Origin of the sequence: Thorsellia kenyensis, assembly GCF_042432445.1 — a bacterium.
Lineage (GTDB): Bacteria > Pseudomonadota > Gammaproteobacteria > Enterobacterales > Thorselliaceae > Thorsellia > Thorsellia kenyensis.
Genome location: NZ_JBHLXE010000097.1, coordinates 35,530 through 48,796, shown reverse-complemented (window position 1 = coordinate 48,796; position 13,267 = coordinate 35,530). Strand labels below are relative to the sequence as shown.

The window sequence follows — 13,267 nt, the reverse complement described above, 5'->3', positions numbered from 1 at the left end:
CAAATATTTTTTTAATTAGACAAATAAAAAGAGTCCCAAGCAAAAAATTAAATACTGCTCCTACCCACTTTTTTAGATAGACTAAGCTGCCAAAGCCCCCATTGGCCATCTAGTGCCCAAAGCTTTGACTGTGGGTATACATCACTCTGCTGTGAAAAATATTCAATCGCAGAGGCTACATTTAAACACCCGCTGTCAGCATACAGCTGATTAATGGCCGCCAAATTAATTTTTCTGTTTTCTATCGTAAATTTTCTCAGCTGCTCTACAAGAATTTTATGACTGCTTAAAGGTGTATGTGTAATGATAAGTTGCTTTTCGTCTACTTTCTCACAGAGAAGTATCTTCAGTTCTTTGAGTCTTTCTTTGGGTCTATCTGCAAGCAACGAATAACCATCTAATTTTATGTTAATTCCTTGTTGAGCACTTTTTCTAAACAATAAGCAACACACGCGTTCAACGACTTCTTGTGTGTTGTTGGTCATTTGTTTTTTTGAAGTAGCTAATTTATTTGTCTGTAACTCAGAAAACACATGAATTGGATGAGCACGGTATTGTCCACAAATTATGACATTATCATAATCCGTGGATTCCATTAGATCTTGTGCTGCTAACATGCCAAGTAAAAGGGCATTTCTCTCACCGCGGATTTTGCTTGTTATGTCTTTGATATGGAATTGTTTAATAATTGCCTTAGGTAAAATATCGATGGTTAAAGAATCTCGCCAACTGTTCACATTTTCCAATGTAGAAGTTTCTCCCCAAGAGTCTATATAGAAAAAAGCAGTTTTTTCTTGATTTAACCTAAATAACTCTTTTGGCCCCAATTGCTTTGAAACATTCAAGCAAGTTTGATTGAGCGTATTCACCCACTCCCTATAGGAGGTTTTTCTTACCCTTTCTTGCTTTAATACCGACTCATCCACCCCAAAACGTTTAAACAGCCAGCTATCAACATTGGCAATGTCATTCGCCTTTTTAAACAAAGAAGCCTCATGTGTGTTATACCATGTGGGGTAAAATGGCAAAAAGGGACTCTCAGCCTCTAGTATTGAATAATTCGTTAGAGTTAACCCCGTATTTTTAATCGTCATTTATAGCAGCCTCATGGTTAAGTCTTGAAATTATGGCGACATTCACCGAACCATCTAAACCGACACCTAATTTGAGAATATTTCCATTCTTAAGGCTGAGGGGCGAACAATTTGATAAGATAGCCATTGAGAGCGTCTCATCAAGTTTTACTTTAGCATGCATAGGGAGTAACTTATTACATGTCAATGCATCATGAATAAACATGATATCAACCATCCCAGCACAAGAAATGTAGTATCCAAATTGTCCTTTATAACTCAAAATAGGGAGATTCATCTTGCCAAATACTTTTTCTATCGCCATACACTCTGCTTTGTCACTGGAATTCACGCCATTGCCATGCACGAAACAAGCATCGATCTCACTAATGTCTAAATCTGCTTCAAGAAGGGTTTTTTGGATGCATTCAGCAATTGTTCTAAAATCAGCAGTAAAAGCGTTGCCTCCCCTTATTCCACCACTTTGGACATGATTACTTGTAGTAATATGGATGCTTTCTTCTGAGTGAAGATAATTCTTGTTTTTCTTACTTAACACTAAAGCTGAGGAACAATTGGCAGGCAAACAGACACTAGGCTCAAGACTAAAAGGTTGGGCAATTTGATCACCCATAATGCCTTGACCGCCCATAAATATGACATCTTGGGAACTCACCCGCATGAAACCAACAATAAGGGCTATGTCTATCCCACCTCCTTTTATCAAATCAACGGCAAGTTGAATCCCAGCCATAGAAGAATTACTTGCCGCATAAAGTGATATAGGGGGCCAAGCCAGTTTATATTTTCTCAATAAATCGATTGATAAAACATCTTGAGCAAAATATTTTGCCTGCATTTTCTTTATGTTAGGATTGTAAAATTGCTCTTCAGGATCATTACGGTCCAGATAGGCCATATAATCCTGATTATTGCTTCTTACGCCATTCCCAACCAGAAATACGCGAACATTTTTTTGACTAATATCCGCATGGCTCATATTAGCTTTCAATAAGGCATCATCTATCACTTGACAAAGATTTGCAAAATCAGAGTATTTATCACGTTCTGAGGGAATGTAATAAGGGTTAACATTAAGTCTCATCATCTCTTCTTCACGTTTATTGTTGAACCATTTTTTTGGTGTTACCACCTTTCCTGATTCAATGCCAGACTTCATCGCACTAAACGATTCTCCGAAGCCAGAATTAACACTGAAAGATTTGATTATAACTTTTGGCATTACGCCACCCCTTGTAGAACGATAGCGTAATAGTTTCCGCCTTCTGTTGCTCCTAATTGCAGAACACTTTTAATGGCTTTTTTCATTTTTACTTTAACAAAATTAATTTCATCATCGAGAAATTCCTGAGTATATGGTATAGGCAGAATTTCTTGACGCTGGAAAGTTTCTAATAATATTTGCATATTTAATAGCCCAGCTGAAGATTCCACTAAACCAAAATATCCATTGTAATTGGCTACTGGAATATCTTTATTTTTTCCTAAACTTCCTTTTATTGCCGAAATTTCGATTTTATTTTGTAGTAAGGAACCGTCACTTGATCCACAGATTAAATCTATATCATCCATTGTGATATTAGCTTCTTTCAAGGCTGCAGCAATTGCTGATTGCATAGCCTGACTTCTTTTTTTAATATTTTCTTTATCAAAATAACAAGTATCATTAGACTTACCATAACCTAAAACTTGGGCATATACTTTAGCATTTCTACTCAAAGCGCTTTCTTTAGATTCAAGTAAAAACATAGCCGCGCCCTCACCTGCAATAAAGCCCGTCTTATCTTTACTATAAAGTTGGTAATCTTTATGATCTTTTGTCATCAATAATTCATTAGTTAATGACTCAAGATAGATTCCCATAGTGGACATACTCTCATCAGCACCGCCTACAAGCATTTGAGGTTGTAAACCTTGCCTAACAATTTCATAGCCATATGCGAACGCACCTAAGCCTGCATTTACACCTGTTGCTAACGTAGTGTTGTATCCCTTTATTCCTTCTGAAATAGAACAAAAAGTTGAGATTGCATTCATTAAAGAACCTGGGAATTCAGATGTTCTTACGCGTGTAGGATCTGGAAATAGACTTTGTAGATATTTATTTACCGTTGATTGTGGGCCTTTTGCCATTCCCATGATAAGCCCCAATGTATGCCCATCACGTTTTATTTTTCTTTGTGCATCTGTTAACGTTTGAGTCAATGCGATAAGCGCAAAAGTACTGATTTGATTTGCTTTTCTAGGATCAAACCTACGTAAGATTTTTCTAGCGTCTAGGTTATTAATCTTATGAACAACTCCTTCAGTTGCAAGATAGTCTTCTATATTTTCTTGTCCAAATTTATCGTAGCAAAACTGCATAACTTCTTTATTTTTACTTAAGGACTCAATTAATAATTTGATGTCTTTTTCTACATCGCAATCTAACGACACTTGGCTTATCTGAAACTCTTGATTAAAATCACCAGACCACAATTTATCCATGGATTCTGTAAATGTATGTGCAATAGAAGTTATTGAACCAACACCTGTGATATAAACTTTTTTGGCTTCGTACGTTGAAAGATGTGGTTCATCAGATTTTACCCCTGCAACAACAGAGCAGTTATTCCCGCCAAAGGCATAGTTATTCTTCATAAAGAATTTCACATCTTTGGTAATGAACTCATTTGGTACATAGTTAAGATCACAATTTAATCTTGGCTCAGTAAAATTTAATGTTGGTAATATCTTCTTTTCGGGCAGGGTTAGAAAACAAGCAAGCAACTCAATAATCCCTGCAGAACCAATGTTATGCCCTACGTAAGATTTTGTCGAACTGATAGGGATGTCTAATATATTGGGGAACACTTTTTTCATGGCTAATGTTTCGCATCTATCATTAGCTTCTGTACCCGTGCCATGTGCATTTATATAATTAATGTCGTTACTTGTTAGGTTTGCATTATTTAGTGCACTATTCATTACTTGTACTGCACCTTCTGCTCTCGGGTCTGGGGCTGTTTCATGATAGGCATCGCAAGAAGTCGCATAAGAGAAAATTTCCCCATAGATAGTAGCGCCTCTGGCAACCGCATGATCGTAATCCTCGAGCAATAAAGCACCAGCGCCTTCACCTATTGACATCCCAGGCAATCCTGAAAATGGGCTAGAGGGTGTTTTTTTCATCGCTTGCAAAGCATAAAAACCAGCAAAAGTAGGTAAGTAAATCGGTTCAGTACCGACGATTAAGACTGTTTTATTTTTATTATTTTGGATAAAGTCAAATCCCATTCCAACCGCATTTGTACTTGCAGTACATGCTGTTGCAATCAATTCAAATCCGCCCTGAAGACCGAGTAAAGATGAAACTATGGCACTACATGAAGAGAAACTACCCGATATGAGCGCTTTATTTAATGAAAACTGATCGAGTTTGTGCTCTATTAAGGGAATAAAAGCCTCTGTGCCAGCTGAAGAAACACCAACAATTAATGCCGTTTTTTCTCTATGTTGTTCATCATCTAATTTGGCTTGCTTAAGGGCATCGGAACCGACCCGATATGCCCATAAGGCTGCTTTATCCATGCTTTTTACAGTTTCATCAGATAACGTTGGCCAGCTTAGATCTTGTAATATTTCTGAAGCATTAGCATTTTCAAACCATTCTAAATATTTTTCACTGGGTTTTATCCCACATTTGCGATCAAATAGTGCTTGTTTAAAGTCTTCTACATTATCAGCAATAGATGATAAAATACCCATTCCTGTAACGACTACTCTCTTTCTTTTTAATTCCATCATTAAACCTTGGTTAGTAAAGTATTTTTTAAAAGCCCCTCATAAAACTAATAGAGGGGCTTTGAATCATGATATTGTTGATAAAATGGATGTTAGCCTTGTTCTTGCTGTTCTTTCTGTTTTTGCCATTCCAATTGTTCAATTAAATTACTTGGCCTTGTTTTATCTACATAACTATGCTCGGAAGGATTGACCAAGAAACTGAAATTGCGAGCAAATGGTATTGCAGAGGTTTGAAGCCCTATATGCTTACCATCGATCATTACCGTATAGTCATCGATTTCAGCCCAGGCAAAATCATTATCAAACATAGCACGACCGATTACTTTTTCAAGATCAGGGCTAAATTCAGAAATAATAACTTCACCAATTTTAGATTCATTGTGATAAATAGGAGTGTGACTAGCTACTTTTTGTTTCACCTCTTCACCAAACATAATCCCTATCGCACGCTTGACGACTGGCGCTTCTGTCTTTTCAATTAATGCATCAAATCCTTGGAAAGTTTCTTTATCATAGCGAACAGCCCATTGCATTTGTAATTCAATAGGGCATCTGGAGAAAGGATTAAAGACTTCTGGTTGCCAGCATGGATTTTCAACACGAATAACCGATTGAACATCTAAGCCACCAACGACCATATCATAGTCGGCCCCCTGTTCTATCATGCTTTCCCATACTTCAACTAATTCTGCTTGTGGGCCAAGGAGTTTGTAAGAGAATTCACCATGTTTACCACTTCTTAATAAAATTAATTCATCACTCACATGCATATGCTCTTGGAATGGAAGACCAATCACGTCCATACCATACACAAGAGATAGTAATTCCCATGCATAAGGACCTTCAAAATGTAGCATACCCCATTCAGGTGTTAATGAAGAGATTTCATCGATATCTTCAATATCTTCAGCATGTTTTGCATGTAAGTCCTGCGCCATATTGGCAAGTTCTTCACCTGTTTTCCATTCACTGATTAATAAAAACCGTTCATCGTCATAAGCGACATAAAGATCGCAGTCAATTTTCCCTTCTTCATCCAGGATAAGGGTATAGAGCGCTTGCTCATCACGAATAGAAGAAACATCGCCTGATACAAGCAAATTACATAATTCCCAAGCACTATCACCTTTCACTTGAGCTATACCAAAATGCGAGTAATCGCTTAATAAAATATTTTTACGAACAGCGCGGTAGCTTTCATCTAAATTGCCGTAAGAAATAGCTGTTTCAACGCCATTTCGTAATCCAATAGTAGCATTATTGTTTTTATGAATTGATAACATATTCATTGTAATGTAAGTTCCTTAAAATTCGGTTTTAAGCATTAGGCTTCAACATTTGAAGAATTTGAATGATGTAATTTAGAAATCACGAAGGTCGTCAGTGAATTAACGCTTCTCATATATGAAGGGTCGTCACCTTCAGATACTTTGATATCAAATAGATCGTCTAACAGCACAATAACTTCGGTAGCGTCAACGGAGTCTAATTTAAGTCCACTACCGAATAAGGCTGTATCATCATCAATTTGATCAACTGTTTGGTAAAGATTAAGACGTTCTATTAAACCTTCTTTTACCTTTAGTAATGTTTCTTTTCTTAAATCAACCTTTTCTTCAAATGTAAGATTAGTTACCACTCTAAATACCTCTCTATTATTTTTCTGATAAAAACATGCCTTTTGATGGCGCTATTTGACGATTCATTCTAAAATTCACTATGCGGCCTTGACTTACAATATTTCTTCCTACCCTAGCTTCTACTTCATAATGATGGAAACCATTAACATCAGCAAACGCTAAACGGCAAGTAGCCTCAATTGTATCGCCAGGAAGAGCCATGTGTTTAAATTTAACATCCTGTGAGGCCAAAACACCGACTATACTGTGGCGAATTTTAATCACCAGCTCAGTTCCTTCATCACTCATAAGGGCCTTAGATACATCATCAAATTTCTTTAATGCATTACCCGTTTTTGCTTCCCACTCACGGCAAAAATCTTGTAAAAGGCTCAAATATTCACTACTCTGACCAAAAATCTCAGCTATCATCACGCCAGGCATTAAAGGATTATCAGGATAATGTCCTGGTATATAGGGTTCATTGAACGTTACATGCTTAATCGTGGTAACATACCCTTTTTCTCCAGGCATAAAATCAACAATCCTATCAACCATCGCAATGGGTGGACGCCATGACCCTAATTTTAAAAATAATGTGGGTGGCACTAAACTTCTCGTATAATTAGCCATTAAAACCTCTCATTTTAAATATAAAAATAAAGCACTAAAACCTTTGGCTATAATTAGCGCATTATTAGGCCACCATCTACAACAATTGTTTGGCCAATGACGTAACTTGATGCTTCTGAACTTAAAAATAAAATCACATTCGCCACTTCATGAACTTCGCCTAGGCGTTTAACAGGTACTGCTGAAAGTACACCTTTGACGATTTGTCTTGGTACTTTTTTTACCATTCTTGATTCAATCATGCCAGGTGCGACTGTATTCACTCTTATCCCACGAGGGGCTAATTCTGCAGCCAGAGTACGGCTAAATCCTATAATTCCGGATTTTGCTGCGCTGTAATTCGTCTGCCCAAAGCTTGATGTCACACCGGAAACGGAAGCAACATTCACTATTGAAGCTGTTTTTGCATGACGAAGTAAAGGCAAAGCCTTTTTAGTCATATAAAAAGTACCAAACATATTCACTTTTAGAACATCTTCGAAATCTTCATCTGTCATAGCTGAAAAAATATTATCTTTGTAAATGCCAGCGTTATTGACAAGAACATGAATTGCCTTAGTATTAACGCTTATTTCATCAATCAATTGAGTAACTGATTCTTTTTCTGCTACGTTACTTTTGTAGATAAAAAAATTGTTACTATGGTCACTTTCTGCTTTAATTTTTTCTAATTGAGATGCATCTCTGTTATACACTGCATGAACTATTGCACCTTGGTTTAGAAAAGAATTACATATTGCTATGCCTATATCACCGCTAGCACCAGTGACTAATATATGCTTATTTTCTAAGTCTGAATATTTAGCTACCATTTTCCCCTCTTATTTTATTTGCTACCATAAATTCACGATTGCAACTGCATAATTTTTAGTATGAGAAATACTGACATTACTAGCTTTTAAGCCAGCTTTTAGCATTTGTTCTTCAAATTTGCCGTTCAACTTTAAATACGGTGCACCCAATTGTGAATAAAGGATTTCAATATTTTGAAACGTAATTCCAAGATTAAAACCCGTACCTAGTGCTTTTACAGCAGCTTCTTTTGTTGCCCAATACCCTGCAGCGCGCTCAATATTTTCAAAGACATCGCCAATATTGAGTAATTCATCTTGTGTAAAAATCATCTTCTCTAATTTCTTACCACTTCTATTTAGAGCGATCTTAATTCGCTCAATTTCAATTAAGTCTATGCCTGTTTTCATATAGGGATTCTCAAAATAAACTCAATTAAATTGATAGACTAGCTAATTTAGCATCAATTAATTTAAAACTTTATTGCTATTGCGTAACTTTTTTAAAGATATAAATACGAATGATTACACAAATATACAATTATTCAAAATCGCGCAAATATCTCACAAAAAAAAATAAATTTCAAGTATTACGTGATAAAACATCAAATATTTCATTGAATTACATTAATATCTACATACATCTTGAAATAATTAGTCAACTAATTGTGTTTTTTTACTAGGGGTATTGTGGCTATTTTGCTTTTGGCAATAGTACTATCTTGATAAGTTACAAGCTTGTTAATGCTTATTTAAAAGACATCCATGGAGGCAAAAAATATGGGTTATGTGATATAGGTTATGGGATATGAAAAGGTATTTACTAATCTTATGTTTGATATTTTAGCCATCACAGTGGAACAAACAATAAAATTGCTCATATAGCATTTTTAATTCAACTATATTATTCACAAAAAACAATGTTCTTCAAAACTGAACAGGATTGACTGTGCTTGAAAATACTGAAAATGACAAAAATCATAAATTGTGGTCTAAAATCTAAAAAAATGGGCAAAGCTTCGTGTTGATCGGGAGGTTTAAAAAATCAACTTTAACTAATTTTGTAACCATCTCGTTTAAAATAAATATTTAAACAATAAGTAAATACACAATTTAAATTAAAGCTACAGTTTTAACTTATAATCTTTAAGTGAGTCCTTGATATGCCTTAGCACTGTCGTTTCATGTATTAATTGAGATTCAGAGAATGATTTTGCTGACCTAGCGTCACCAGCCAACAAAACACAAAGAATTCGAACAATTACTCTTTAATCGTGAGTCATTTTATATTGAGCTTTTAAATTTGCTTTTAGTTTGTTATCCAGTGAATTTAAAATTCACATGAAATTTTCAAATCACTTGCTCTTTTAATGTCAAGCATCTTCCTCGATCTCGGGTATGAAAGCAGGTGAGAAAATTAACTATAAAGTAATTATCTCACCTCTTTAAATGAATTGTCTTTAAGCTAGAGCGAATCTCTGAGTTTCTTTAGTTTCACTATAAGTATTTAACCGATAAATCGTATCGAGCATTTCATTTATCATTCCTTCACATCGTTCACGTGTTTTTTCATTGAGCTGTTTGTCCGACGTTAATTCTTCTTTAGATAGGCTGATTTGCTCAATTAAAACATGACTCCTCAGTGAACGACAGATAGTGCGTAGGGTATTTAACGTGTTTGTACCACTTTTTGCGGAACCCGCAGTAGCAAGAACTCCCACAGGTTTATTAGCCAATTCATGCTGGATGTAATCCAAACTATTTTTTAATGCCCCACTTACACATCCATGATATTCCGGGGAAATAAGAATAATCCCATCTGCTTTTGCTATTGCTGCTCTAAATTTTTGAGCTTGTGGATGTTTAGCCACTTCATAATCAAAATTCGGAAGATTAAGTTCTCTTACCCCTAAATGACAAATATCAAATGTAGATTGAGCCATTCTTCCAAAGAGTTGCGCAAATGTACCACTTAATGAGGACTCACGAAAACTCCCATTGATGACTAATAATTTTAATGGATTTGTTGCTATCTTTTTCTGTGACATAACGGTTCCTTGCTGAAATAGTGACGAATTTGAATGGACTTTATAAGTTATTTAAGCTTATTTTTTGTCATTATTTGTATAAGAGATTAAAAAATCACTTAATAGGTGATACCAGGAGGATTGATGTCTGAATGCGAAAGCATCTCACCTTCTTCCCCCCATCTAGATAATATCTGCTGATACTCCCCGGTTTTAATCACGCCATTAATGGCTTCTTGTAAAGCATATACCAATCCATTATCTTTTTTCGTGGTGGTTGCAACTAAAGCTTTAATTGGACCTAATCCTACCACACGAGTTTTTCCTTTAAGAGCAGCTTTATAGGCAGCAACTGCTTGAGGGCCAAAGGTTGCATCCGCCCTACCAGATTGAATAAATAAACTGCCTGAGGCATCATCTGTAACGTAAAGTAATTCTGCAGGTTGTAAACCGTTAGCTTGATTTACTGCATTCCAACCAAGTAAAATGCGCTCTTGATTAGTACCAGATTGAACAATAATTTTTAGATCTGCAATATCTTTAGGCTCTGAGATTTTTTGTATAGGGCTGTCATGTTTAACCGAAAAGGCTAAAGAGTCTCCTCGATAAGTGGCAAAATCATATTTTTCCTTTCGTTGTTCTGTGACAGCGATGTTCACAAGGGCTACATCATATTTTCCCGAAGCTATTCCTAATGGCCAGTCCTCCCAGGCTGTTGGTACTAGTTTAAGCTTTAATCCCAAACTGTCAGCTAATAGCAATGCTAAATCAGGATCACTGCCAATACGAGTTTTGTTATCAGAGGCTAAAACAGACAAGGGTGGAGAATTTAATGCAGAAATAGCAACCGTAAGAGTCCCTGGACTGACGAATTTATAATCCGCTGGAATTAAAGCAACAGCCTTAGGATTAATAGCGGTATGTATAGGTATCTCATTTGCACTAAGATCGATATCGGCTCTGCCAATAATAGGAATAAAAAAAGTTACTAAGATAAAAATTTTTTTTAGCATAACAATGTCCTTATATTTTAATTATTGTTTACAGTACTTGTGATAAAAACTGTTGTGTTCTTGGATGTTTAGGATTTTGAAATATTGTATCACTAGGGCCTGTTTCTACTATTTCGCCCTCGACCATAAACACGATGTTATCGGCAATTTCCCTAGCAAAACCAATTTCATGAGTTACAATAACAAGTGTAGTGCCTAAACTTGCCAATTTTTTAATGGCATTTAACACTTCTTTGACAAGTTCCGGATCAAGTGCAGATGTCGGTTCATCAAACAACATGACCTTAGGAGATAAAGCCAAGGCCCTAGCTATAGCAATGCGTTGTTGTTGCCCGCCTGACAATTGTTTAGGCCATGTATTGGCTTTGTCCTTAAGACCGACAATTTCAAGCAACTCATACGCATTCTTGATGGCATCTTCCCTAGTCAATAGACCGTGCACTATTGGTGCTTCAATTATATTTTCAAGCACTGTCATGTGCGGGAAAAGATTGAAATTTTGAAATACATACCCAACATGAATGCGCTGTTTAAGTAATTCTTTTTCTTTTAATTCATAAAGTTTGTTATTTTTTAGGGTATATCCCATAAATTCGTTATCAATTTGAACAAATCCTTTATCAGCTTTTTCAAGGCAATTGAGAGTTCTTAATAAAGTAGACTTACCCGAACCTGAGGGCCCTAAAATTACAGTGACGGTGCCTGGAAGAATTTCTAGACTGACATTTTTTAACGCAGGCAGACCTTGGTAATATTTGCTCACTTCATGGACTAAAATATGCCCCTTTTGGGATGATGCTGTCTTAGCTTGTAGCATAACGTTCTCCCTTGGGTCTGATAAAGTCCGCTGTATTTTCTTCAAATTGAGGCTCAGCGTGTGTGGACGATATTTCTTGAAAGTCTATGCGGTGTGATTTATGACTTCTTTCGCTACGAGAAAGTATCTTTTCAACCCAGAATTGTAATAGAGAAAGTACGCTAGTTATAATCACATACCAAGCGGCCGCAACCATAAGGAGTGGAATAACATCTTGCGTGCGGTTATAAATCATTTGAATCGTGTAAAAAAGTTCAGGCATCGCTAGGACATAAACCATCGCAGTTCCTTTCGCTAAGCTGATAATTTCATTAAAACCAGAAGGCAAAATAGTTCTCAGCGCCTGAGGTAAAATAATTCGAGTGATTCTTCTATGAGCTGGTAATCCGAGGGCAAAGGCCGCTTCATATTGCCCTCGATCAACACCAATGAATCCTCCGCGGATAATTTCAGCCGTATAGGCACTTTGAACTAAGGTTAAACCAATGACTGCTGTTGAATATTGGCTTAACACATTAATAGTGTCGAATTGTGCGAAAGTTATTTTTGTAAAGGGAATACCTATAGATAAACTTTCATAGAGATAAGAAAAATTATAAAGAATGATTAATACAACAATTAATGGTAGAGAGCGAAATAACCAAATATAACCAAATGCTAATGTATTGAGCAAGCGAGAGTCTGATAATCTAGCTATCGCTAAAAGCCCCCCTAAAACCAAACTAAGTGCAGTGCAAACAGTCATTAGGCTGAGGGTATTGACTAGCCCTGATAAAATGACAGGATCAAATAGCCACTGCCCAAAGATAGACCATTCCCAGCGAGGGTTAAACGCAATTGATTGGATAACTATTGCAAAAATCAGGATAGCTAAAATTCCTCCTATGATTCGATTTGGATAACGTGCTTTGACAATTTTCAATGTGTGGATATTTTTCATAGAAACACCTCTAATTTTATCCTAAGAGTGAATGTGCTTTATTACGGGCTTTAATAAAACGTAAACGTCCATCAAAAGGCGGTTCAGCATAGGTTTCAAAAGGCTGGTTAACATCAAATAATGCGTGATATCCTAATTTAAGATAAAGATTAACAGCTTCTGGCTGTCTGAACCCTGTCGTTAAAAAAATTTTTTCATAACCCAGTTCAAACGCTTTTTCTTCTAATATGTTGACTAACTTAACGGCTAATCCTAATTGACGATAATTTCGATGAGTCCATATTCGTTTTAGTTCTGCTGTTGAGTCGTCAAACGCTTTAAATGCCCCCATCGCAACTATTTCGTTAGAGAATTTCATTACTAAATAACAGCCTTTAGGAGGCAAAAATTCATTTTTATCTTCTTCATTTATTGAGTCTTTAAAATAATCGCCATATTTTTCTTCATATTCTTTAAATAGTCCTTTAGTGATTTCTTCTATGACATCAGTATGAGGATCTATTTCTTCAATTATCATTATCCCTCGCTCATTGTTTATTGGATTTAT

At 36.0% G+C, this 13,267-nt stretch carries 13 protein-coding genes; all 13 read right to left on the bottom strand.

Annotation, left to right across the window (positions count from 1 at the left end; genetic code table 11):
• Nucleotides 1-47 precede the first annotated feature (47 nt).
• Nucleotides 48-1,094 (bottom strand): hypothetical protein, encoded by a 1,047-nt coding sequence (locus ACFFIT_RS09315; RefSeq protein WP_385877384.1) that lies wholly within the window; start codon nt 1,092-1,094, stop codon nt 48-50.
• Nucleotides 1,084-2,316 carry a beta-ketoacyl-[acyl-carrier-protein] synthase family protein gene (locus tag ACFFIT_RS09310; protein ID WP_385877383.1) on the bottom strand — a complete coding sequence of 411 codons (1,233 nt, stop codon included), beginning with the start codon at nt 2,314-2,316 and terminating at the stop codon, nt 1,084-1,086. Before ACFFIT_RS09310 ends, ACFFIT_RS09315 begins: the two co-directional genes overlap by 11 nt.
• Nucleotides 2,316-4,877 (bottom strand): beta-ketoacyl synthase N-terminal-like domain-containing protein, encoded by a 2,562-nt coding sequence (locus tag ACFFIT_RS09305; RefSeq protein WP_385877382.1) that lies wholly within the window; start codon nt 4,875-4,877, stop codon nt 2,316-2,318. The genes ACFFIT_RS09310 and ACFFIT_RS09305 overlap by 1 nt, the downstream gene beginning before the upstream one ends.
• Before the next feature lie 92 nt (nt 4,878-4,969).
• Nucleotides 4,970-6,169, bottom strand: coding sequence for a glycine cleavage T C-terminal barrel domain-containing protein (locus ACFFIT_RS09300; protein ID WP_385877381.1), 1,200 nt, complete (start codon nt 6,167-6,169; stop codon nt 4,970-4,972).
• A 35-nt stretch (nt 6,170-6,204) separates the two neighbouring features.
• The gene (locus ACFFIT_RS09295; RefSeq protein WP_385877380.1) at nt 6,205-6,519 is read right to left on the bottom strand and encodes an acyl carrier protein; all 315 of its coding nucleotides are present in this window, start codon (nt 6,517-6,519) and stop codon (nt 6,205-6,207) included.
• A 16-nt stretch (nt 6,520-6,535) separates the two neighbouring features.
• Nucleotides 6,536-7,132, bottom strand: a complete 597-nt coding sequence (locus ACFFIT_RS09290; RefSeq protein ID WP_385877379.1) for a hotdog family protein — start codon at nt 7,130-7,132, stop codon at nt 6,536-6,538.
• Nucleotides 7,133-7,185: 53 nt separating this feature from the next.
• A complete protein-coding gene (locus tag ACFFIT_RS09285) occupies nt 7,186-7,944 on the bottom strand; it encodes an SDR family oxidoreductase (protein ID WP_385877378.1) in 759 nt (252 codons plus the stop codon).
• Between the two features lie 21 nt (nt 7,945-7,965).
• Complete coding sequence (gene acpS / locus ACFFIT_RS09280; RefSeq protein WP_385877377.1) at nt 7,966-8,334, bottom strand: holo-ACP synthase; 369 nt, start codon at nt 8,332-8,334, stop codon at nt 7,966-7,968.
• A 1,049-nt stretch (nt 8,335-9,383) separates the two neighbouring features.
• Nucleotides 9,384-9,971: an NADPH-dependent FMN reductase gene (locus ACFFIT_RS09275; RefSeq protein WP_385877376.1), complete on the bottom strand. Its 588-nt coding sequence runs from the start codon at nt 9,969-9,971 to the stop codon at nt 9,384-9,386.
• Between the two features lie 98 nt (nt 9,972-10,069).
• Nucleotides 10,070-10,963, bottom strand: a complete 894-nt coding sequence (locus ACFFIT_RS09270) for a transporter substrate-binding domain-containing protein (protein WP_385877375.1) — start codon at nt 10,961-10,963, stop codon at nt 10,070-10,072.
• Nucleotides 10,964-10,991: 28 nt separating this feature from the next.
• On the bottom strand, nt 10,992-11,780 hold the full coding sequence (locus ACFFIT_RS09265; protein WP_385877374.1) for an amino acid ABC transporter ATP-binding protein: 789 nt from the start codon (nt 11,778-11,780) through the stop codon (nt 10,992-10,994).
• Entirely contained in the window at nt 11,767-12,720 is a 954-nt protein-coding gene (locus ACFFIT_RS09260) for an amino acid ABC transporter permease (protein ID WP_385877373.1), read from the bottom strand. Before ACFFIT_RS09260 ends, ACFFIT_RS09265 begins: the two co-directional genes overlap by 14 nt.
• Nucleotides 12,721-12,736: 16 nt before the next feature.
• Complete coding sequence (locus ACFFIT_RS09255; protein ID WP_385877406.1) at nt 12,737-13,237, bottom strand: GNAT family N-acetyltransferase; 501 nt, start codon at nt 13,235-13,237, stop codon at nt 12,737-12,739.
• Between the last annotated feature and the right edge of the window lie 30 nt (nt 13,238-13,267).

Bases quoted from the DNA above. Each gene is read 5' to 3' on its own strand.
- ACFFIT_RS09315 (WP_385877384.1), bottom strand. From the start codon at position 1,094: ATGACGATTAAAAATACGGGGTTAACTCTAACGAATTATTCAATACTA.
- ACFFIT_RS09310 (WP_385877383.1), bottom strand. From the start codon at position 2,316: ATGCCAAAAGTTATAATCAAATCTTTCAGTGTTAATTCTGGCTTCGGA.
- ACFFIT_RS09305 (WP_385877382.1), bottom strand. From the start codon at position 4,877: ATGGAATTAAAAAGAAAGAGAGTAGTCGTTACAGGAATGGGTATTTTA.
- ACFFIT_RS09300 (WP_385877381.1), bottom strand. From the start codon at position 6,169: ATGAATATGTTATCAATTCATAAAAACAATAATGCTACTATTGGATTA.
- ACFFIT_RS09290 (WP_385877379.1), bottom strand. From the start codon at position 7,132: ATGGCTAATTATACGAGAAGTTTAGTGCCACCCACATTATTTTTAAAA.
- ACFFIT_RS09285 (WP_385877378.1), bottom strand. From the start codon at position 7,944: ATGGTAGCTAAATATTCAGACTTAGAAAATAAGCATATATTAGTCACT.
- acpS (WP_385877377.1), bottom strand. From the start codon at position 8,334: ATGAAAACAGGCATAGACTTAATTGAAATTGAGCGAATTAAGATCGCT.
- ACFFIT_RS09275 (WP_385877376.1), bottom strand. From the start codon at position 9,971: ATGTCACAGAAAAAGATAGCAACAAATCCATTAAAATTATTAGTCATC.
- ACFFIT_RS09270 (WP_385877375.1), bottom strand. From the start codon at position 10,963: ATGCTAAAAAAAATTTTTATCTTAGTAACTTTTTTTATTCCTATTATT.
- ACFFIT_RS09265 (WP_385877374.1), bottom strand. From the start codon at position 11,780: ATGCTACAAGCTAAGACAGCATCATCCCAAAAGGGGCATATTTTAGTC.
- ACFFIT_RS09260 (WP_385877373.1), bottom strand. From the start codon at position 12,720: ATGAAAAATATCCACACATTGAAAATTGTCAAAGCACGTTATCCAAAT.
- ACFFIT_RS09255 (WP_385877406.1), bottom strand. From the start codon at position 13,237: ATGATAATTGAAGAAATAGATCCTCATACTGATGTCATAGAAGAAATC.